Origin of the sequence: Methanofollis formosanus (assembly GCF_019633745.1) — an archaeon.
GTDB lineage: Archaea > Halobacteriota > Methanomicrobia > Methanomicrobiales > Methanofollaceae > Methanofollis > Methanofollis formosanus.
The window spans coordinates 501,558-522,325 of sequence record NZ_CP037968.1 but is presented as its reverse complement, the minus strand read 5'-3'; the positions used below and the strand labels follow the sequence as shown (position 1 = coordinate 522,325).

Annotated in this window: 19 protein-coding genes and 1 tRNA gene; 5 read left to right on the top strand and 15 right to left on the bottom strand. The window is 61.5% G+C overall.

What is annotated here, in order from left to right:
• The first annotated feature begins 30 nt into the window (after window positions 1–30).
• Entirely contained in the window at window positions 31–1,188 is a 1,158-nt protein-coding gene (locus E2N92_RS02280; RefSeq protein ID WP_220682087.1) for an SAF domain-containing protein, read from the top strand.
• On the opposite strand, the gene cobA is transcribed toward E2N92_RS02280, so the two are convergent.
• From cobA to E2N92_RS02250, 6 genes are read right to left on the bottom strand one after another with little or no spacing between them, the layout of a single operon-like run.
• On the bottom strand, window positions 1,176–1,922 hold the full coding sequence (gene cobA, locus E2N92_RS02275) for a uroporphyrinogen-III C-methyltransferase (RefSeq protein WP_220682086.1): 747 nt from the start codon (window positions 1,920–1,922) through the stop codon (window positions 1,176–1,178). The genes E2N92_RS02280 and cobA overlap by 13 nt on opposite strands.
• Entirely contained in the window at window positions 1,919–2,803 is an 885-nt protein-coding gene (gene hemC, locus E2N92_RS02270; RefSeq protein ID WP_220682085.1) for a hydroxymethylbilane synthase, read from the bottom strand. The genes cobA and hemC overlap by 4 nt, the downstream gene beginning before the upstream one ends.
• Complete coding sequence (gene hemL / locus E2N92_RS02265; protein WP_220682084.1) at window positions 2,788–4,038, bottom strand: glutamate-1-semialdehyde 2,1-aminomutase; 1,251 nt, start codon at window positions 4,036–4,038, stop codon at window positions 2,788–2,790. Before hemL ends, hemC begins: the two co-directional genes overlap by 16 nt.
• The gene (gene hemB / locus E2N92_RS02260; RefSeq protein ID WP_220682083.1) at window positions 4,025–5,011 is read right to left on the bottom strand and encodes a porphobilinogen synthase; all 987 of its coding nucleotides are present in this window, start codon (window positions 5,009–5,011) and stop codon (window positions 4,025–4,027) included. The genes hemL and hemB overlap by 14 nt, the downstream gene beginning before the upstream one ends.
• Complete coding sequence (gene hemA, locus E2N92_RS02255; protein WP_220682917.1) at window positions 4,990–6,234, bottom strand: glutamyl-tRNA reductase; 1,245 nt, start codon at window positions 6,232–6,234, stop codon at window positions 4,990–4,992. Before hemA ends, hemB begins: the two co-directional genes overlap by 22 nt.
• 26 nt (window positions 6,235–6,260) lie before the next feature.
• Window positions 6,261–6,881, bottom strand: coding sequence for a precorrin-2 dehydrogenase/sirohydrochlorin ferrochelatase family protein (locus E2N92_RS02250; RefSeq protein WP_220682082.1), 621 nt, complete (start codon window positions 6,879–6,881; stop codon window positions 6,261–6,263).
• Window positions 6,882–6,992: 111 nt separating this feature from the next.
• Between E2N92_RS02250 and E2N92_RS02245 the strand changes: the two genes are divergently transcribed.
• Together E2N92_RS02245 and E2N92_RS02240 are read left to right on the top strand one after the other, a co-directional pair.
• The gene (locus tag E2N92_RS02245; protein WP_220682081.1) at window positions 6,993–7,967 is read left to right on the top strand and encodes a DUF7544 domain-containing protein; all 975 of its coding nucleotides are present in this window, start codon (window positions 6,993–6,995) and stop codon (window positions 7,965–7,967) included.
• 405 nt (window positions 7,968–8,372) lie between these two features.
• A tRNA-Gly gene (locus tag E2N92_RS02240) sits at window positions 8,373–8,444 on the top strand.
• Window positions 8,445–8,506: 62 nt separating this feature from the next.
• On the opposite strand, the gene E2N92_RS02235 is transcribed toward E2N92_RS02240, so the two are convergent.
• Window positions 8,507–8,662 (bottom strand): hypothetical protein, encoded by a 156-nt coding sequence (locus tag E2N92_RS02235; RefSeq protein ID WP_220682080.1) that lies wholly within the window; start codon window positions 8,660–8,662, stop codon window positions 8,507–8,509.
• Between the two features lie 75 nt (window positions 8,663–8,737).
• Between E2N92_RS02235 and E2N92_RS02230 the strand changes: the two genes are divergently transcribed.
• On the top strand, window positions 8,738–8,905 hold the full coding sequence (locus tag E2N92_RS02230; RefSeq protein WP_220682079.1) for a hypothetical protein: 168 nt from the start codon (window positions 8,738–8,740) through the stop codon (window positions 8,903–8,905).
• 585 nt (window positions 8,906–9,490) lie between these two features.
• Here E2N92_RS02230 and E2N92_RS02225 read toward each other — a convergent pair.
• The 3 genes from E2N92_RS02225 to E2N92_RS02215 form a co-directional block, all read right to left on the bottom strand.
• Complete coding sequence (locus E2N92_RS02225; RefSeq protein WP_246589284.1) at window positions 9,491–9,733, bottom strand: hypothetical protein; 243 nt, start codon at window positions 9,731–9,733, stop codon at window positions 9,491–9,493.
• A 358-nt stretch (window positions 9,734–10,091) separates the two neighbouring features.
• Window positions 10,092–11,498 (bottom strand): hypothetical protein, encoded by a 1,407-nt coding sequence (locus E2N92_RS02220; protein WP_220682078.1) that lies wholly within the window; start codon window positions 11,496–11,498, stop codon window positions 10,092–10,094.
• The gene (locus tag E2N92_RS02215; protein WP_220682077.1) at window positions 11,491–12,216 is read right to left on the bottom strand and encodes an ABC transporter ATP-binding protein; all 726 of its coding nucleotides are present in this window, start codon (window positions 12,214–12,216) and stop codon (window positions 11,491–11,493) included. Before E2N92_RS02215 ends, E2N92_RS02220 begins: the two co-directional genes overlap by 8 nt.
• A gap of 699 nt (window positions 12,217–12,915) precedes the next feature.
• Here E2N92_RS02215 and E2N92_RS02210 point away from each other — a divergent pair.
• Window positions 12,916–13,062 (top strand): hypothetical protein, encoded by a 147-nt coding sequence (locus tag E2N92_RS02210; protein ID WP_220682076.1) that lies wholly within the window; start codon window positions 12,916–12,918, stop codon window positions 13,060–13,062.
• Window positions 13,063–13,139: 77 nt separating this feature from the next.
• On the opposite strand, the gene E2N92_RS02205 is transcribed toward E2N92_RS02210, so the two are convergent.
• The 5 genes from E2N92_RS02205 to E2N92_RS02185 form a co-directional block, all read right to left on the bottom strand.
• The gene (locus E2N92_RS02205; RefSeq protein ID WP_220682075.1) at window positions 13,140–13,607 is read right to left on the bottom strand and encodes a YbhB/YbcL family Raf kinase inhibitor-like protein; all 468 of its coding nucleotides are present in this window, start codon (window positions 13,605–13,607) and stop codon (window positions 13,140–13,142) included.
• 68 nt (window positions 13,608–13,675) lie between these two features.
• Window positions 13,676–14,854: a hypothetical protein gene (locus E2N92_RS02200; RefSeq protein ID WP_220682074.1), complete on the bottom strand. Its 1,179-nt coding sequence runs from the start codon at window positions 14,852–14,854 to the stop codon at window positions 13,676–13,678.
• A 677-nt stretch (window positions 14,855–15,531) separates the two neighbouring features.
• The gene (locus E2N92_RS02195; protein ID WP_220682073.1) at window positions 15,532–16,869 is read right to left on the bottom strand and encodes a pyridoxal phosphate-dependent aminotransferase; all 1,338 of its coding nucleotides are present in this window, start codon (window positions 16,867–16,869) and stop codon (window positions 15,532–15,534) included.
• A gap of 313 nt (window positions 16,870–17,182) precedes the next feature.
• The gene (locus E2N92_RS02190; RefSeq protein ID WP_220682072.1) at window positions 17,183–18,802 is read right to left on the bottom strand and encodes a thiamine pyrophosphate-binding protein; all 1,620 of its coding nucleotides are present in this window, start codon (window positions 18,800–18,802) and stop codon (window positions 17,183–17,185) included.
• Between the two features lie 45 nt (window positions 18,803–18,847).
• The gene (locus E2N92_RS02185; protein WP_220682071.1) at window positions 18,848–20,491 is read right to left on the bottom strand and encodes a histidine kinase N-terminal 7TM domain-containing protein; all 1,644 of its coding nucleotides are present in this window, start codon (window positions 20,489–20,491) and stop codon (window positions 18,848–18,850) included.
• Window positions 20,492–20,768 lie beyond the last annotated feature (277 nt).

Sequence of the window (20,768 nt, the reverse complement as noted above, 5' to 3'; positions counted from 1 at the left end):
TATATGTAAAAAACCAGAGTTCCCTCCCCAATGTACAGGGGGGGAGAGACTGGCGACCCGCTACGGGTAGGTGTCGTCGGGACGGGCTTCATCGCCCGCGGATTTATGATGGCGCTCGGAGGGCAGGAGGGGATGGTCCCGGGTCCGGTCCTGACTCGCAGGGCGTCTGACGGCCTTTCAGGCCTGCCAAAAAATTTCAAGCCGACGAATGCCGTCGAAGACCTCATAGAAGGTTCCGACCTGGTGGTGGAGTGCTCGGGCCACGTCCTCCATGCGACCGAGGTGATCGAGGAGGTGATGGCCGCCGGCCTCCCGGTGGTCACGATGGATGCGGAGACGCAGGTGACCACGGGATCGTATTTCGCGAAGAAAGGAGTATTTTCTGAGGCCGAAGGCGATCAGCCCGGATGCATCGCCGCGCTGCGGGAGGAGGCCCTCCAGATGGGTTTCGTGCCTCTGGTCTATGGGAACATCAAGGGATACCTCAACCACAATCCTACGCCCGAGGAGATGGACTACTGGGGGAAGAAGCAGGGGATCAGCCTGGACAAGGTCACTTCCTTCACCGACGGGACGAAGGTTCAGGTCGAGCAGGCACTGGTGGCCAACGGACTGGGCGCCGGGATCATCAGGCCCGGCCTTCTCGGACCCGGCACCCAGGATCTGACGGCCGGTGCGGAGGTGCTCGCCGAGACGGCGATCCTTGCCGGGGAACCGGTGAGTGACTTTATTCTCTCCCCGGGCGCGCCCGCCGGGGTTTTCATCGCTGCCCTCCACGACGACCGGTTCAAAGGGTATCTCAGCAACTTCAAGATGGGGGAGGGGCCGGTGTACACCCTGATCAGGAACTTCCATCTCTGCAACCTGGAGATCACAAAGACCATCAGACGGATCGCCGACGGGGGAGAACCGCTCCTGAATAACGGCCCGGCCCCGGCGATCTCGGTAGCGACCATCGCGAAGACCGATCTCCAACCCGGCCAGGAGATCCGGCAGGGGATGGGAAGTTTTGCGGTGCGCGGGAGCACGGTCAGGACGGCCGAGATCCCGGAGCATGTCCCGATCGGACTGGTCTACGACGCAAAAGTGAGAAGAAAAGTGAAGGCCGGGTCGGTCCTCACCTGGGACGACCTCGAGATCCCTGAGAGCCGGGCCAGAGAGATCTGGCTGGAACTTCAGGGCCGGTAGACCGTTGTGCCGTCGTACAGCCCGGCGACCTCGCCGATGACGATGACCGCCGGGGGCTTCACCCCGCGCTGACGGGCGCGGTCGGCGATCTCCCCGAGCGGCCCGGTCGTCACCTGCTGGTCGGGCCGCATCCCCCGCTCGATGATAGCCACCGGCGTATCCGGGTCCTTGCCGTTGGTGATGAGGGCGGCGGCGATCTTCGGGAGATTCCTCACTCCCATCAGCACCACGATCGTCCCTCTGCTCTTTGCCAGGAGTTGCCAGTCCAGGGCCGACTCCCCTTTGGTCGGGTCCTCGTGCCCGGTGAGAATCGTCACCTGGGAGGCGAAGCGCCGGTGAGTCACCGGGATCCCGACGGCCTCGGGGACGGCGATCGCGGAGGTGATGCCAGGGACGACCTCGACCTCGATCCCCTGCGCCCGCAGGGTCTCCATCTCTTCCCCGCCCCGGCCGAAGAGGAAGGGGTCGCCGCCCTTGAGCCTGACGACGCGTTTGCCCTGCCGTGCCCGCTCGACCATCAGGGCCTCGATCTCGTCCTGCTCAAGGGTGTGGTCCCCGCCGTGCTTGCCGCAGTCGATCTGTTCGGCACCCTCAGGGAGGGTGCTGAGGATCTCTTCGCCGGGGAGTTGATCGTAGAGGACGACCTCCGCGGCGTCGATCGCCTCGCGCCCCCTGGTCGTGAGAAGACCGAGGCCGCCGGGGCCTGACCCTACCAGCGTGACTTTCCCACTCACAGGACCAGCCCCAGTTGTTTGTACGCCTCTCTGATGAGGTCGCTCGCCTCCCGCTTCAGGTGCCGCCCGTACTCTTCCGCCTCTTCGGGAGTCGAGATGTCCTCCTCGATCCTGACCTCCCTCTGCCCGTCGAGGGAGAGCACTTCGGCGATGAGATGGCCGTCCCTGCAGTAGATGCCCTGCGGCGTGAAGCACCCGCCGCCGACCTCCTGCATCACGATCCGCTCGATCCCGACGTCCATTCGGGTCCGGGGGTCGTTGAGGGCGCTGATCTGCTCGATGATCTCGGGGTCGTTCCTGCAGACGACAGCGATCGCGCCCTGGTTGGGCGAGGGGACGAACTTTGAAACCGGGAGGCGTTCGCCCTTTACCTTGTAGCCGAGACGGTCCAGTCCGGCCCTGGCAAGGACGATGGCGTCGTACTCCCCCTCCTGCATCTTGCGCAGGCGCGTCTCCACGTTGCCGCGGAGCTGTTTCACCTCGATCTCGGGGTCGTGCCTGAGAAGTTGCGCCCGCCGCCGTGTCGAGGCGGTCCCGATCACCTGGACTTTGTTGATCCGCATCTCGTGGGCCAGGAAGTCTTCGGGAGCGTCGCGGGTGAGCACCGCGCCGGTGACGACGCCGCGCGGCCGCTGGGCCGGGATGTCCTTCATCGAGTGGACGGCGGCGTCGATGGTCCCGTCGATGATCGCCTCGTCGAGGGCCCTGACAAAGATGCCCTGCCCCCCGACCTCGTGGAGCGGTACTCCGGTTTCCGCGTCGCCTTTCGTCCTGATGACAGCGGTCTCGACCTCGATGCCCAGATCGTTCAGTGCCTTGCAGGCCCGTTCGGTCTGGACGAGGGCGAGTTTGCTGCCCCGTGTGCCTATTCTGAGAGACATGTGCTGTAGTGGTCTGCGATGTGTTCGATGATCTCGTCGGTGTGCGCGGCCGAGATGAACTCGGTCTCGAACTGGGAGGGCGGGAGGAAGACGCCGTGTGCGAGCATCTTCTCCCAGAAGGTAGCGAACCGTGCGGTGTCGCTCTCCTTTGCCTCGGCGTAGTTCCTCGGTGCTTCGGGTCTGAAGAAGTACTTGAAGATCGACCCGATCCTGACGAAGGACCCGCCGGCATGGGCGTCCTCGCAAGTGTCCCCGATCGCCCGCGTCCCCTCGTCGAGGGTCCGGTAGGTCTCGGGGTGGTCGTGGAGCCATGTGAGGGCGGCGGCGCCGGCCGCCATGGTGAGCGGGTTGCCGCTGAAGGTGCCGGCCTGGTAGACCGGGCCCTGCGGGGCGACCTGTTCCATCAGATCCTTTCGTCCGCCGAAGGCGCCGACCGGGAGGCCGCCGCCGATGATCTTGCCCAGGGTGGTGAGGTCAGGGGTGACCCCGAAATATTTCTGCGCCCCGCCGATCCCGAGGCGGTACCCGGTGATCACCTCGTCGAAGATGAGGAGGACGTCGTGTTCTTCGGTGAGTCTGCGCACCTCCTGGAGATACCCTTCCTCAGGCAGGACCGGGCCGACATTGCCCATCACCGGTTCGATGATGAGCGCCGCGATATCCTCCGAGGAGGAGAGGACGCTCTCCAGGGCTTCGAGGTCGTTGTACGCCACCTGCCTGGTATGTTTCACCAGGTCGGCGACGATGCCTGCAGAGTCCGGGACGCCCATCGTCGTCGCCCCTGAACCCGCCTTCACCAGAACGGCGTCGTGGGCGCCATGGAACCCGCCCTCGATCTTGATGACGTCCTGTCTGCCGGTGGCGGCGCGGGCGAGCCTGATCGCCGCCATCGTCGCTTCCGACCCGCTCGAGACAAAGCGGACCATATCGATGGACGGGTGGTCATCGATGACCCGCCTGGCAAGGTCGAGTTCCTGCGGGCAGGGGGTGCCGTACAGCCACCCTTCGGTCACCTGCTCCTCGATCGCACGGCGGACCGTCTCATGGGCATGGCCCAGGATGAGGGGCCCGTAGCCCAGACAGCAGTCGATGAGTTCGCATCCGTCCACCGTCTTGATGAACGGCCCGTGTCCTCCTGCAGTGTAGAAGGGGTAGGGCCGGATCGCCCTGACCGGGCTCGAGACCCCGCCGGGCATCATCGTTTTTGCTTCTTCAAAGAGTTCACTGCTCTTCACTCAGCCACCTCGCTGCGTCTTCTGCATAATAGGTAATAATCAGGTCGGCGCCCGCCCGCTTGATGCAGGTGAGGCTCTCGAGGGTGCAGGCCTTCTCGTCGATCCAGCCCTGTGCGGCCGCGGCCTTGAGCATCGCGTACTCGCCGGAGACCTGATAGGCGGCGACCGGGAGACCGATCTCGCGCACCGCGGCGAGGATGTCGAGGTACATCCCGGCGGGCTTGACCATCAGGATGTCGGCCCCTTCTGCGGCGTCCATCTCCGACTCGGCGTAGGCCTCCCTGGCGTTCGCCGGGTCCATCTGGTAGGTGGTCCGGTCGCCGAAGGAGTAGCCCGAGTCGGCGGCGTCCCTGAAGGGGCCGTAGAAGGCGCTCGCAAACTTGGTGGAGTACGACATGATGGGAACCTCGGCATACCCCGCGGCGTCGAGGGCCTCCCTGATCGCGGCCACCTGGCCGTCGAGCATGCAGGAGGGGGCGACCATGTCGGCGCCCGCCTGGGCCTGGCTCACGGCGATCTTCTGCATCAGGGCAAGGGACGGGTCGTTGAGGAGGTCGATCTCGCCGCTGCAGGTCTCGCCGACGATCCCGCAGTGGCCGTGGTCGGTGTACTCGCAGGCGCAGACGTCGGTGATCACCACCATTTTCGGGCATACGGCCTTGACCGCCGCCACGGCCTGCTGGACCACGCCGTTCTCGGCATAGGCCGAGTGCGCCCCGGCGTCTTTCGAGGCCGGGATGCCGAAGAGGATGACCGCCCGCACCCCGGCCTTCTCCAAGCGCCGCGCCACGGCGGCGGCGGCGTTGATGGGGTAGCGCCACTGGCCAGGCATCGATGCGATGGGCACGGCCTCTTCAATCGTCTCGTCGAAGAAGACCGGCATGATCAGGTCTTCTGCCGTCAGCCTCGTCTCCCTGAACAGGGGCTGGAGGTTTCTCTTTCTCAGTCGTCTCAGTCGTCTCTCCGGGAACATAATCGGTCACCTCGTGTGATCGCTCTCACCAGCTGCTCCGCGTCTTCGATCCGTCCTTGCTCCGCACACGACCGGATCGAGAAGGTTGCGTCGATGAGGAGTTTTTTGGTCAATACTCTCGAGAGGTCGTCGATGACGGCCTCGGTCTCCGGGCCGTATCCCTGCAGCCGCGCCAGGGCCCGGTCGCGTTCTCTGGTCCTGACGGCCTCGGCCCAGGTGTACAGGCCGCGGAGCACCTCGTCCGCGGAGGCGCCGTTGATCTGCGAGAGGAAGCGGTCGAGTTCCTCCTCGATGAACGCCTCCGCCCTGGCGGCCTCCGTCCGCCTCGTCTCGATGGTATGCTCGTTGACGTCCCTGAGGTTGTCGATGGTATAGAGGCTGACGCCGTCGACCTCCGCGGCACCCTCCTCGACGTCCCGCGGCTGGGCGATGTCGACGACGACGAGGGGACGCGGGTGGCCTTCGGTGGGCCAGCACCGGTCTCTCATCGCTCGGGCCAGGATCTCCCTGGTGAGGACCGGGTGCGGGGCCGAGGTACAGGTGATGACGACGTCGGAGAGGGTGATATATCTGGTGAGTTCGCTGAAATTTACCGCTTTCCCCCCGATCTTCTCGGCGAGGACGAGGGCGCGTTCGTAGGTCCGGTTGGCTACGTAGATCGCGGTCAGGTCCCTGGCGGCGAGGGCCTTGGCCACGAGCATCCCCATCTCGCCGCTGCCGAGAACCAGGATGTGGCGTCCGTCCAGGCTGCCGAGGAGATCTTCTGCCAGGGCGACGGCCGCCGAACCGATCGAGACCGCCCCGCGGTTGATCTCGGTCCTCCTGCGCACTTCGACCCCCACATGCACCGCCTTCTTGATGCAGAGGTCGATGATCGGGTCGCAGGCGCCGCTCTCCTGTGCGAGTGCCAGCGCTCGTTTCAACTGTCCGAGGATCTGGTCTTCGCCGATGATCATCGAGTCGATCCCGGCGGCCACCTCGAGGAGGTGACTGAGCACCTCGACGCCCTCGAGAATATCGAACGCTTCTCTCCCCTGTTCGTGGAGGAAGGCGGTGAGGCCCTGTGCGTCGCCATGGACCAGCACCTCGATCCGGTTGCAAGTCTGGAGGAGGAGGGCGCCCTTGAACCGCTCGCGGGCCGCGGCGAGGAAGGTCTCCTCGTCGGGGAACCGGAAGGTCTCCAGGTCGCCGAGGGCCGCGGTATGGTGGTTGAGCCCGGCCATGGCCAGGTCGGTATGGAGAAATCGCGTCACATGTACCGCTCCTGTATTCGTTCATATGCCCGGTCCTCGCCGTCGGCAAGCCATGTCCAGGCGTCGGGATCGTGGAGGACCGCCCTGAGCACCGCCGCACGTTTTGCCTGGTCGGGGACGGTCTGCTTGAGGGCGTCCCGCAGCCTGGCCTCGACCCTGATCATCGCGTCGAGATAGGGGTATGCCGCTTCGAGGTGCTCGCGCAGGAACCTGGGGACGGCCGGGCTCGCGCCGCCGGTGCTGACGGCGATGAGGTATTCTTCGCCCCTGACCACCGAGGGGATGAGCGTGTCCCCTCCGTCTCCCCTGGCATTGTTGAAGAGGGCGCCGGCCTCCCGCGCCGTCCGTCCGATGTGGTTGTTCGTCTCCTCGTCTGAGGTGGCGGCAACGACGAGGAACGCACCGTCGAGCAGGACGGCAAGGGCGTCGTCGTCCATATCGGAGAGGTCGGCCTCCAGGCATCTGACGTCGAGTCCTGAGAACTCCGGGAGAAACGATCTGCTGACGACGGTGACCTCTGCTTCACGGCAGAAATAGGTCGCTTTCCGCAGGCCCACCGCTCCGCCCCCGAAGATGACGACATGCCGGCCGGCGAGGTCGATGATGAGGGGGACCATCACTGATCAGTTGGAGGCGGCCGCAGATTAAGATTATGTATTATCCGGCACTCTCGATCGTAGCACCGGAGGGCCGCCTGCTATATATCGTCCGTCTCCCCACCCATGGGCATGAGTAATGACCTGTATGCTTTCAGCGCCATCGACGCGGCCATTTCGCGGACAAAGTCCCTGCTCTGGCCGTTCAACGCGGGAGTCTGGCTGAGGCTCGCCGTCATCGCCCTCTTCATCGGGGGGGCCGGTGGTTTCAACCCATTCTCCTACAACTTTGGAGGTGCCGACCAATTCGATCAGGCCGCGGTTCCGGCCGATCTCGGGCTTTCAGACCCGACCATTCTCCTGATCGTCGGGGCCGTCCTTCTCCTGAGTCTCCTCTTTCTCTATCTCGGGTCGGTCTTCCAGTTCGTCTTTGTCGATTGCCTCAGTTCGGGAGAGATCTCGCTCTCCCGTACCTTCGGGATGCGAACCGGGAAAGGTCTGCGCCTCTTTCTTTTCCAGCTCCTGCTCATTCTTCTCCTCATCGCGGCCATGGTTCTCCTCGTTATGCTCTTCATCGTGCCGGCCGCGACGGTTGGGAATGCGTCCATCCTTGTCGGGTTGATCGTTCTCATCCCGGCTATCCTCCTCCTCGCCATCCTCTTCGGCGTGGTCTTTCTCTTCACGACCGACTTCGTCGTTCCGGTGATGGTCGCCGAGGACTGCGGGGTCATCGCAGGGTGGAAAAAAGTCTGGGGTTTCCTCGTCGCCGACCTGAAAAACGCGGCGGTGTATCTGATCACCAGGTTCGTCCTCGGCATCGTCGTCGGGATCGCGATGTTCATCCTGGTGCTCCTGGTCCTGCTCATCGTCGGCATCCCCCTTGGCGGCATCGCGCTCCTTGCGATGGCTCTCGTGGGGGACGCGGCCCTCGCGCTCTTCATCCTCCTCCTGGTCATCGGCATGCTCATCGCAATCCCCCTTCTCCTTCTGGTGCAGGTGCCGTTCGTGACGTTCTTCCGGTACTATGCCCTCCTCGTCCTCAGAGAGTTCAGCCCGGAACATGATCTCCTCGCGGCCCCGGAGGGTTCCGAGGTGCCTGAGGCCTGAGATGGTCACACCTTTTTTTGTCGCAGGTGGGGTGGCGCGCCTCTTTGCCACCGTGATCATCGCCGACGCTCTCGCTCTGCGCGGTGCCGGGCGCCCCTGACCTCCTCTCTTCGGTCTGCGGCGGGGTGTGAGTCGGGGAGGAGTCACCGGATCGGCGATGAAGAAAAAATGATCTCCGCCCGCATTTGCTGAAAATATCTCCAATTGTCGCGACGATCCGGCGCTCTGCACTCCATGCCCGCGGCGAATATCCGTCATTTGGGAGATCGACAGGATGGCAGTGGCGGCCACCCATGAGTGGACCTCAGGGGTCGACGCCCCCCTCGGGCCCCCTCGACCTGGAAAACCCTTATATGTGAGTATAGCAAATATTGTAGAGCACTGCGGTGATACAACACCAGCAGAGCGCCGATAGTGTAGTGGTCATCACTAGGCGTTGCCAACGCCTAAACCCGGGTTCGAGTCCCGGTCGGCGCACTTCTTATTCATCCTTGATCGGTGAACTTATTTTTTGAATTTTTTTCAGGTTTTTTTGGATTCTAGAGTTTTGATTTTGGTTTTTCCAGAGCGCGAATATTGATCTGGTATTTTTCTGTGAGGTCATCCCAAAACTCTTCAGTCCTCCACCTCTCAGAAGATAACGGTGGATGTGGAGAAAATATCCTCCCCTTTTCGTTGAGCACCCCTGCATTCATGCCTTCCCACACCATCGCGCCGGGGGCTAGCACCCCGGACCCCCGGGATTGCGATTGGAGCGGGAAGGCAGAGCGATGATCGTGAAGACCGGATGCGATCCCCCGCCAATTTTCTGGAAGGAAGCGCTTCGGTTCGAGGAGAGGGCCACCCCGGAGGAGTTTTGGGATATGCTCTTTGTTATTGTGGATTCCCTACAGGCTTTTGTCACCGTGATGAGTCAGGATGGCGTCAGTTCTCCTTAAGGGGCTTTTTAAAAGCCCTCACTCTTTCCGCGTGTGAACGTGATTGGCGGTGACAATCTCTGGAATGTCGACGTTGATGAAATCATCTTGACGGGTATCTTAGCGGGAGGCGTTGCCCCCAGAACCCCTCACGGATGAAGATAGCCCGGGGGCGGCGATGAAACCAGATCTTCAAGATGCCCTGTCGCGAGGTAGGGATCCCCACACCCCCTGAAACGCTGCTTGGAGTAATTTTCATCGCGTATGCTTGAAACGAAGGTTCATGCAAAATTACCATGAAAATGATCCTGACGATCCTCTCTTCAGGTTTTCATGAGAGTTTGAACTCGCCATATCCCTTTGAAGCCTATACGCAGAGGATAGAAAATTCCTCTGATGGATCGGCCGCCCCGAATCGTCAAATCTTTCCCGCAATCTCGCGCCGGGGGAAACCTCGGACCCCCACGACGAAGATAGGTGGGGGCGGCGATGGAACACGATCCCCCCAGATTCTCCTGTCTTGAATAGAGAGAGCGATCAAACGACGAGAAATTTTCATCCCGTATGCTTGAGCCAGGGATTCATGCAAAATTCTACAGAGTCGAGTTATGATCTGATCTCTTCCATCGCCTTCTCAAGTGCTTCGACTCTTCTCTTCAGGTCCTCTATATCCATGGAAATTTCGGAGAGCGTTTTTGCCTTTGTCAGTTCACCGATGAGCGCCTGGTTCAGGTTTGGATAGTTCCGATCCGGGTGTTCCGAATCGCAGACCATTCCCTCCAGCCAGCGGTAGAGATGGAGGGGCAGTCTTCCTGATATCTGTCCTCTTTTGTCGTCGTTTGCCGGCACAATACAAAATTGACCGATACTCGATATGAACACTCCGAATTCCAGATGATGCAAATAGAATATCTTTTATGCTGTTGTGTCGCAGGGTGGATCATGACTCGATTGCGCGGCAACCTCTGTATGTCCGGCGGTGTGAAATGAATCCTGAAGAGGGGAGGTGTGCTCCTGTCTCCTCTGTCCGCCATGACACTCCCGGGGCGAGTAAGGAAGAAGGATCTCCCCCTCCCATTATAAAGCCCCGTGCAACGGCGATCGGTGAGACTCTCTCGGATATTATTCTTCGCGCACTGGACGAACGTCATCGCAATCGGGATGAAAGGGGGAGGTAGGAGAGACCTATAAAGTCCAATTTTTATTCTCAGAACGTCATCTGCTCTCTCCCTTCCCACTTCCGATATCCCCGCTGCACGAGCCACCGCGCCGGTATGAGGAGGAGCACCGACGCCGTCACGTACCAGGGGTTCATGAAGGAGAGAACGATGAGGAGGAAGACCGGCAGGCCGAGCGCCAGGAGATAGAAGGCGAGAACCCTGGTGTCATAGAGGAGGACATTCGGCGAGAGTCCGGTCAGGAAAACTGTCACCGCCAGTCCGTAGCATGAGACCGAAGAGCAGAGGATGAGTGCGGGCAGGAGATAGACCTCTGACCCGATCGCCAGGGTAAGGAGGGCGATGAGGGCGATCGGGATCATCTGCAGCACGGCAAAACTGCAGACCTTGCTTTTTATGACCATGGCGACGCTCACCGGGAGGCAGGCGTATGGGCCGAAGGAGTCGAACATGGTGAGCCAGACGTACATCGTCGAGGCGACCACGCCGGTGATGATCGCAAAGAGGAGGAGGATGCTGTGCTGCGGGAGGAAACCGCCAAGCACCGAGAGAAAACACCAGATGAGTCCGAGCGGGACGAGGAAGGAGAAGATGGTCTGCCCGACGGCGCTGCCGCTCCGGGAGAGATCGATGATGTCCTTTGCGGCGAGGACGGGGTACGGGAAGGGGGACAACCGGTTTGCCAGGGGTGCGAGTCGGTTGCGGTAGTATTTCGTCGTCGCGGCCGATTCGGGAGTGAGGAGCGCGATGGCGGCCGCGCTGAGGATGAGGATCTCAACACACGCGGCGAGGAGCGTCCACCATGAGAAGGCGTGGAAGAGTGTTAGCGGGAGGAAGAGCACTTCGGGACCGGCGCCGATGGTCACCGATGCCGCCGCTCCCGTGCCGAGGAAGAGGACGCAGACGAGTGCAAGGAGACGCTTCGAGCGGGTGTAGATCATCGAGAAGAAGAACGCGGCCGAGAGCCCGGTGAGGAACGAGAGGGAGAGGGTGAGCAGGAGGAGGAGCACTGTCTCGAACGGGACGCCGACCGAGGGTGCGGCGAGCGCGAACCCCAGGACGAAGGGGAGCACCCAGAGGAGGATGTAGTAGACCGTGTCCTTCACGACGAAGTTCAGGAAGATGAACCGCTCAGACAGAGGGAAGATCCGCGCCGAATAGGCAAGACTGCTCGACTGCCCGAACCTCCTCTCCATCACCTCGTTCATCAGGAGCCCGAATGCACCGACCATGAGGCCGAGGAGGAGGAAGACCGCGTGGATGACAAGGGCGAAGTCTCCGAAGGGGAGGATGGGTTCGAGGTAGGGGAGGAGGAACGAACCCATGAAGGCGATGGCGCAGATCAGCACCGGATAGAGGGCAAAGCTCAGGCTCCCGAACATCGTGGAGTGGATACGCCACTCCTCTTTCATCATGGCCCTGAAGAGTTCAAGCATGGACACCCGTCCTGACGAGCGAGAGGAAGTACTCGCCGAGGTGCCGACCGCTCTCCGTGACCTCGGAGATCCCGCCGGTGGCGAGGAGTTTTCCGGTATGGAGGACGGCGAAATCCGAACAGATCTCCTCGGCGATCTCGAGAATGTGGGTGGAGATGAAGACGGTGTTGCCCTCCTTCACATATGCCCCCAGATAGTCCTTCACCTTCTCCTGCATGATGGGGTCGAAGTTGATGAGCGGTTCGTCGATGAGGGCGAGGACCGGCCTGTGGAGAAATGCCTGGGCAAACATCAGTTTCTGCCTGGTGCCCCGCGAGAGGTCCTTGCAGAGTACGGTGCGTTTGTCCCCGAACTCCAGGAACTCAAACCACCATGCTTTCTGCTCCTCAATGTCGGGGATCGCTCTGACTTTCCCGACAAAGTCCAGGTACTCCTCTGCGGTGAGGAAACTGGGCGGCGTCTCCTGCTCGGGGATGATCCCCACCTGCGACCGCACGCCGACCGGATCTTTCTCCACATCGAGACCGAGGACCGTCGCCGATCCCGCCGTCGGCCTGATCTGCCCGGTCAGCATCTTGATCATCGTGCTCTTCCCCGAACCGTTGGGGCCGAGCAGCCCGAAGAGCGAACCCTGTTTGACGGACAATGTTATTTCGTCCACTGCTCTGGTCTCCCCGTAGACCTTCGTGAGATTGTGCACCTCAAGTATCGCGCTCATCGGATATCTCCGGGTGAAGATGGAGTCTCGCGGGTTATCAGTTTTTTTAATTTCTCTGGATTCTGATCGGGTAGAACAGATAGGATGCTTTATTTATGGGTCTGGAATCCTGGATCCCGCGCCGCCCCCTCCCCATGCCCGGGACCTCGCTCTCTCTCCTGTCCGGCCGCAGACTATGATTCATCGCAGAGAATGGCTTATGAAGCGAACGCACACCTCAAGCATACTGGATGAAAATTTCTCGTCGCTTGCTCTCTCTTTTTCAAGACCAAAGAACCGGTGAGGATCTCGTTCAATCGCCGCCCCCATCTATCCCCGTCGTGGGGGGTCCGGGAGGTGAAGATTCGACGATTGGGGGCGGCTGATCACTCTGAAGAATTTTTTTATCCTCTGCGTATTAACTTCAACGAGATCTGGTGAGTGCGAATTCTCATGCAAACCGAAAGAGGTGATCTTCAGGATCATTTTCATGGAGCATATCCCAAAAGTATCCTGTGCTCTCTCCCGCCGGGGGGAGACCCTCCGGACCCCCTACAACGAAGATAGGGGAGGGGCGGCGGCAATCTCGTGAACGATGCCGTACTTCAGAAACACATCTTCAGGTCACATATCAAGCCCGGAAAGTTTTGGGATGACCTCATGGTAATCCAACCAGAAAAATTATGCGATATTAATACACGGAATAGTTTGACTGAGTCCATGCGAAACGACTGGATTATCTTTGGCACCTGGCTCCTCATTATGGCTGTCTTCTTCTTCGATTTCCACGCACAGTTCTCGGGGGTCATAGGAGTTGTCGGGTTTGTGTCGGTCATCGTCGGCGCCCATGCCGAGGAGAAGACATAGCCGTTTCTTTTCTCGCCTTCCAGAGGGGCTCAGGATCTGAAGAAGACACGGGGCCCCGAAGGCCCGCCCCTCCCTCTTCACCGCGCCCTCAGTTCCGGTACCTCTCGGCGATACCCTGCCACCGTGCTTCCGCTGTACTGGATGGTATGCCCCTTGAGCGCCTCCTTCAACTCCGCTCCGCTCGCGCCGCCGGGAAGGTCGAGCGGTGCGTCGGTGCCGTAGAGATTGAAGTAATACTCATGGGCCGCTCCCTCGGGCAGGCACGGCCCGCTGTACCCGATCTTCCCGAGGTCGTTTTTTCCCTGCCGTGCAGAGATAGGGGACGAAACATCCGGCATCCCGGGAATCCCTTCAGGGATCAGGTCTGTTGCCGGGATATTCCAGATGAGCCAGTGATCGACCTTTGCACCGGGGTCTGTGAGAATGATCGCGAAGTAGGGCGACGCCAACCGGGAAATATGGATTTCTGGTGAAATGTCCTCGCCGTCACAGGTATGTCTCTTCGGAAAGACGTCGAATCCGATCTCTACAATAGGGTTTTCCATTCCTCGATACCTCCGCAGGAGATATCGTATGTACTATATGAAAGGAGGGTGCGGACCGGAACTGCTCTTCAGATCCTGATATCTTCCACACCCGAATTGTCGATGTGACGGTACACCCCCTCGATGTCGTAAGGGTGCTCGGCGATGTAGTGGTAGACCTCGAGATAGGTGTTGTACTTCTCGACATAGTCGTTGTGCTCATCGATGAGTTTGAGATAAGCCTGATGGTCCCGGTCCCACTCTGCACGAGACTCATAGGTCCCGCCGGTGAGTTTCCTCTCCATCTCTCTGATCTCGTCTTCCCATTCCTCCATCCTGTCATGCATGAAGGGGAGGCGCTCCTCGATCTTCTGATAGGTCCCGGTGATCCGGGATATGTAGTTCACCCGGTTGAAGCGACCGGTGCCGTCGCCGATAGGGACAACGACCGCCTCCGCACTCCCGAAAGGTTCGGTGTAAAGCCCGATGTAGGTCGGTTCGGTGCTCTCGATGTAGAAATACTTGCCCGTTTCAGGCCCCTCGAAGACCCGGAAAGACGGGGTGCCGCCGGTGCTGATCCTGATGCCGGCCGCTGCATGATGTTCATCGGGGAAGAGGATGAAGGCGGTGTCGTACCCCTCGTGGGCCAGGAGGCCGAGGAGAAGGAGACTTTTCTCGTCGCAGTCGCCGGTCCGGTCCCGGACCACCTCGACCGGATAGCGGGGATGGGCCGGGGCGTTCGGGTCGTACGGGATCTGCTGGACAAAGGTGATCAGAAACTCCAGGTACTCGCCGTCATTGAGCCCTTCCCGCGCCTTGACCGCCCTGAGTCCCCTGGCCATATCATCGAAGAAGATCGTCATCGCCGGGTCGTCGATGAACCGCCGGTAGTATGCCGTCATGACCGTGGGGTCGTTCCAGCCCGCGCCCGCCGGTAGGCCCTTGTCGACGCTCCGTGCCCCGGCATAGACGCTGCCGTTCACCTCCACCTCGACCGTATAGGTCTTCCTCTCGAACTTCGTCTCGAAGACCTGCGTCACCGTCGGTTGCCCGGCCACCGGCACGATCGTCTGGACGGCGACGCTCTCCCTGACCGGTGCCTTTTCGATGGTGAGTCGATCGGCAGACCCGGCCAGTGCCCCGGAAATGTCCGCCTGCTGAGGATGTTCTCCTCCGACTGCGTTCGTGCCGGTATCGGTGCACCCTGCGGCTAGAGAGAGGAAGAACAGGACGCAGAGAAGGAGAGAGATGATGCTCTGTCTGTTCATAGGGGGTACCTCGGGATAGACCCTTCTTGCATCGAGTATCTGCCTGCCGATGGAAAAGGTTGTCCTTCTTCGGTCAACCCCCTGTCGCCACACGGCGGGGATCTTGCCTGGTGTGCGTGAGAAGGCGTGATGATCAGGCGTGCCGCCCCTGATCAGAGAATCTTCACCGCCATCTCGCCGCGGCGGGCCGACTCGAAACACTCTGTGTTTCTCCTGATCGTTATCACTCGCATCTCGGCTGTGTAGAATCGCTCATGAAGTGAGAGCACGCTTCAAGCATATCTGATGAAAATGTCTCGTCGCTTGATCGCTCTTTTCAAGATTGGAGAATTGGTGGAGGCCGTGTTCCATCCTTCGGGTGATCTGTCGCGAGGAGAGGGAATCGATCTTTCCACGCCTCGAAACACATTCAGAATAATGTTCATCGGGCTCTGTAGAAAACCTCACCTTTTCTTGGTTCATGCATGATTCAGCTGCCTTCCCCCATGCTCGTGCCGGGGGCTCTGCCCCCGGGCCCCCGGGATGAAGATAGGGCCGGGAAGGCAAAATCAATCGCCATGAAGATCGTAATGCCGTCCACCGCCTATCTTCGCGCGGGGGGACCGGGGGGCGGCTAGCCCCCCGCAGAGATATTCAGTAAGAGGTTTTGCCCCTGAACAAAAAAATCGATATATTTCTCACCGCGCCTCCTTGCGCACCTCCTCCACAAACCGCCGCATCGCCCCGACGCCCTCGACCATCAACGGCGCCACCTCGTGGACGAAAGCCGTCTCGTCGAGGCTGGTGGCCGGGCGCTCCTCGCGGTACAGATCGAGGGCCCGCCGGCCGTCATAGTCGACGCAGGCCACCCTGATCCCGAACCGGTCCTGCGGGAGCATGACGGCGTCCCCGCCGATCGTCGCCACATGATGCGGATGGGCGAGGAGGGCGGTGCTGAGATCGTTCGAACGGGTGACCCCGTACTGTCTGAGGTCGTCGGCAAGGAGGTTGAAATCGGCGAGGAAGTAGAACCCGCCCTCCGGCACCGTCGCCATAACCCCGTCGATGGTGGAGACCGCCTTGCTCATATACCGGCAGATGATGCGGTGGACCCCCCGCGCCGCCTGCATGTACTCCTCGACCGCCGGATCTTCGGCGTACGCCGTGATCGCGGCGTACTGGACCGGGGTGGCGACCGAGGTGTACATCGTCGCCGCCACCTTGGTGAAATCGGCGATCAACTCTTCGGGGCAATCTTCCGGCAGGATGCATGTACCCAGGCGGTACCCCGCCGCCGAACGGTCCTTCGAGAGCCCGCCGGTGACGAAGGTCCCCTCAGGGTACACCGTGCCCATCGAGGTGAAGCGATCGAAGTCGTAGGTCGTGAGCGCGTAGATCTCGTCGGCGATTACCAGGCACCCGTACTCCCGGCAGACCTCCGCGATCGCCTCCAGTTCCTGTTTCGTGTACAGGGCGCCGGTCGGGTTGTTGGGGTTGTTGAAGATGAGGATATGGCGCTCGGCTGGGTGGGCGGCAAGCACCGCCTTCAAGTCGACCGGATCGAGCCGATAACCCCGCTCTGGCCTGGGCGGAAGCGTCCTGTACTCCTTGCCGAGCAACCTGATGATCGGGGCATACCCGATCCATGCCGGCGACGGGATCACCGCGGTCGCCTCCATCATCGAGAAGATGATGTAGATGAGTTCCTTGGAGCCGTTGCCCACGACGACCCGCTCGGGATCGGTCTGGATTCCAAAATGACGTGCATAAAACCCGGCCACCGCTTCGCGCAGTTCCCCGGTCCCGGCGGCCTCGGTATAGTGCCCGAGTGCGGCCTCCCGTTTCAACGATGTCACCAGTTCGGGCGGCACCGGGAACGGTGACTGCCCGAAGGCGAAATTAAAGAACCTGGCCTGACACCCCATCGCACTGCACCGTTTTCTCTGCTCCGCGACCATCAGGCCGACCCGCAGGTTCTCAGGGACGGCGACCGCATCGATCCGTGGATCTGTCCTGATCGCATACATCTGCTGCATTGCTCTCCCCCCACTCCGGCATCCTATGAACGACCCTCGCTATAAATCCCTTCTGTTGGGTCTGGAGAATTGGACATGAACATGGGGCCCAAGCATATGGGATGAAAATCGTTCAGAGAATGTTTCTTATCGCGACGGCGCACTCGGAGGACATTGCTCAATCGCCGCCCCTGCCGATCCTCGGTCCGTGGGGCAACCCCCCCGGCGCGAGATGACGGTGAAGATTCAACGATTGAGGGCGGCTGATCAAGATCGACGTGTCTTCCCACATCCTTGTGCCGGGGGCTCTGCTCCCGGAACCCCTCTCCTCCTCTCAGAACCGCTTCGGATCGGTCTCCACGTCGACGATCGCCGGGACGCCTGCGGCAAGCGCCTCCGCGACGGCAGGGGCCAGATCGTCGGGCCGCTCCACCCTGAAGCCCTGCCCCCCGCAGGCCTGTGCATAGTCCACGAAGTCGGGGTTGTGCAGTTCGGTCCCGAAGTTTGGGTAATGTTCCATCCGCTGCTCCACCAGGATCATCCCGAGTTCATGGTTGTTGAGGACGATGACCGTGACGGGAAGATCGTACTTGACCGCGGTGAGGAACTCAGCCATCGCCATCGTAAACCCGCCGTCGCCGGTGATGCAGACGGCCGGACGGTTCGGGTATGCCAGTCGGGCGGCCAGCGCCGCCGGGAGGGCGAAGCCCATCGTCGCCAGGTACCCGGACATCACGAACTTCTGGTGGGGTCGCATCCTGAAGTTCCGGCCGAACCACCATCCGTTCTCACCCACATCGATGGAAATGACCGCGTCCTCGGGGAGGATCTCAGAGAGCACCTGCATGATATAGGGCGGGCGGATCGGCACGGCGGTTGGGTCGGCCTCGGCCGCCGTCTGTGCCAGCCACTCCGCCTTCTGGCCGGCGATCCGCTCCTTCGCCCCGTTTTCCTCCCGTTCCTCGAGATGCTGCAGAAGACGCGGGAGCACGACGGCGCAGTCCCCCCAGAGGGCGATCGTCTCCCGGTTTTTCCCGAGTTTGACCGGGTCGAGATCGACCTGGACGAGCGGGGTCTCCGCCGGCACCCGCGTCTGACTGGAGAACCCGACCCCGCAGGTGAGGATGAGGTCGGCCCCGGTCGCCCACTCCCGCGCCGCAGGCGTGCCCACGCTCCCGAGCACCCCGAGATGCCAGGGATGGTCCTCAGGGACCAGTCCCTTGGCCCGGTAGGTGGTGAGGACCGGGGCCCGGATCCGCCCGGCGACTGCAAGCAGACTCTCCGTCGCCCCTCGTGCGCCCCACCCGGCGATAATCACCGGCCGCGTGGCGGCGTTGAGGGCTCTCGCCGCCTCCCGCACCTGGGTATCGTCGGGTGCGATCCTGACCGACGGCGGCGGCCCCTCCCGCGGGCAGCAGGTCGGGTCCAGGACCTCCTTCTGGATATTGTTCGGGACCGAGAGTTGAGCGACGCCTCGCTCCACGATGGCCCGGCGCACCGCCATATCGACGAGTTTGAGGGCGCGGGTCTTCTCGTGAACCGTATTGTTGAAGACCGTGACCGGCCTGAAAAAAGCGTCCTGATCGATCTCCTGAAACCCCCCCGGCCCGACATACTGACCCGCCACCTGCCCGCTGATGGCCAGGACCGCGGCCCGGTCCTCCTTTGCGTCGTAGAGCCCGGTCGCCAGGTTCGTCGCCCCCGGCCCTGCGATGGTCACGCAGGCCGCCACCTTCCCGGTCAATTTGTGGTAGGCCGACGCGGCCATCGCCGCGTTCTCTTCATGCCGCACCTGGATGAACCTGGCGTCAGGATGCTTCCTGACGGCGTCGATGATCCCGAGCGACGAGGTTCCCGGCACCCCGAAGTACAGGTCGATCCCCCACCTCGCCAGTTCCGCGACCATCACTTCGGCGACGGTCTGTTCGCCGGCAGGTGTACTCTTCTCGTCCATCGTAGCGTCCCCCCATGCTGCTGATCCTCCCTCTCAGATATATCTCTATCCCGCGTCTTCTCCCGCAGGGTCGGCCCGACGAGATCTCTCTGGCGGGACCAGGATCTCAAACCTCGCCCCCTTCCCGGGTACCCCGCACTCCCGGATCGAGATGCCGGTTGCCGAGAGGATCTCCCGGGTCAGGAAGAGGCCGAGGCCCGAGTGCGAGCCGTACTCTCTCTCGAAAATCTTTTCTTTCTCTGATGTGGCCACGCCTCTACCGTCGTCCTCGACGACGATGACCACCTGCCCGCCTGCATCCGAAGCGCTCACCCTCATCGTTGTGATGCCGCCGCCGTGCCTGATGGCATTCTCGTAGAGGTTGTAAAAGACTTTTTCGAAGAGAGGGTCGGCATGGATCTCGAGGTCTCCGGCCTCCACCTCAAGGGCGACGCCGTGGTTCTCGAGGATCCTGCCCGCCCTGGCTGCCCCCTCCGCCACCGACTGCCACTCGGGCGTCCTGATCCCGAGATCGCGGCAGTCCCTGGCGGCAGCGATGTGCTCGGCGATAATCTCCGAGGCGTCGAGGATCCGCCTGACGTATATCTTCTGATCCGAGTCGTCGGGTGTGATATCGTCGAGAACCCCACCGTACCCGGCGATCACCTCGAGTTGGTTTTTGATGTCGTGCTGCGAGATCTCGCTGAGGATCGAGACCTTTTTGTGGGCCGTGCGGAGGGCGTCCTCGGTCTCCTTGAGTCTGCTGATGTCCCTGACCAGGAGAAAGTGGCCGGTGGTCCTGGAGCACCAGTCGGTGATGGGAGAGATGCGCAGTTCGAAGTGTTCTGTGCTCCCGTCCGGCTTTTTCATGCTCTGGATATAGGTGGCCTCGTATTCACCTTCGTATCCCTTCTGGAGTTCAGGGAAATGATTGATGAACTCGGCCGCCGGCAGTCCGGTCAGTTCTTCCGAATGGTGCCGCACCATCTCCTCGCCCTTTCTGTTCGCCTCAACGAGCCTGAACTGCGGGTCGAGGACGAAGATGCCGTCGGTAAGGTTGTTGAAGTACCGGTCCTTGGAGAGGGGGATCGTGCCGAAGAGCCCGGCCTTGAGCGCCCCGGCCGTGGCGGCGAGGGCGGCGGTCATGATGCAGAGGACACACCAACTGGCGGTTGGTTCGAGGAGGGACGTCGTGAATGGGGGGGAGAGGACCACCACCCAGGGGATGAGGGCGCCCATCAGGACAAACCCGATCTGGCGTCTGTACGTCGCCGGCGCCGCGAGGAGCATCGCCACCAGAAAGATGACGCTGATGATGACGACGAGATACACCGAAGCCATCACGAGGAGGTACGGGGTGCCCTCCATGAGTTCGGTGACCGGCACGCTCTCAGAGAGAGAGAGCACGGCGGCGGCAGCGGGAACGACGGCAGCGGCGATGGTCGCGACCAGGGTGACCGTCCGCTCCTTGCCGGTATATTGCATGACAAATGCCATCCATGCCGGGACCAGCACGGCGATGCCGACAAACGCCGCCTTGACCCAGAAAACCTGCCAGTCAGGGCCGAGCGGGAGGAGGGCCGAGCCCTCGCCGAGCGACCAGACCAGGACACCGAGGGTGAAGACGAAAAACGCCCGTGCACCTGCCGCGTCGCGGCGTTTCCAGCTGACGCCGGCGATGACTGAGGCTATGACGAGTGATGCAATCATAACCAGAGTGCCGGGGATATAGGTGTACATTGTTGATCGCTGGTGGTGTGGTGTGCTGACTGAAAGCCCGTGACGGCACGATGCAACCGTCCGGAAGGCCCGGAGCGTGATGAATGATCTTTCTCTGATGAGATGAACTAGTTTTGGGCTCTGTAGAATCCGCCGTGAACCCCGGGTTCAAGCATAGGGGATGATAATTCTCCTTGGTCTCCGGGTTGTGAATCCTTGCTCTCCCTTCGGAGCAGGACACCATATGTGACCACCACTTCACGGACCC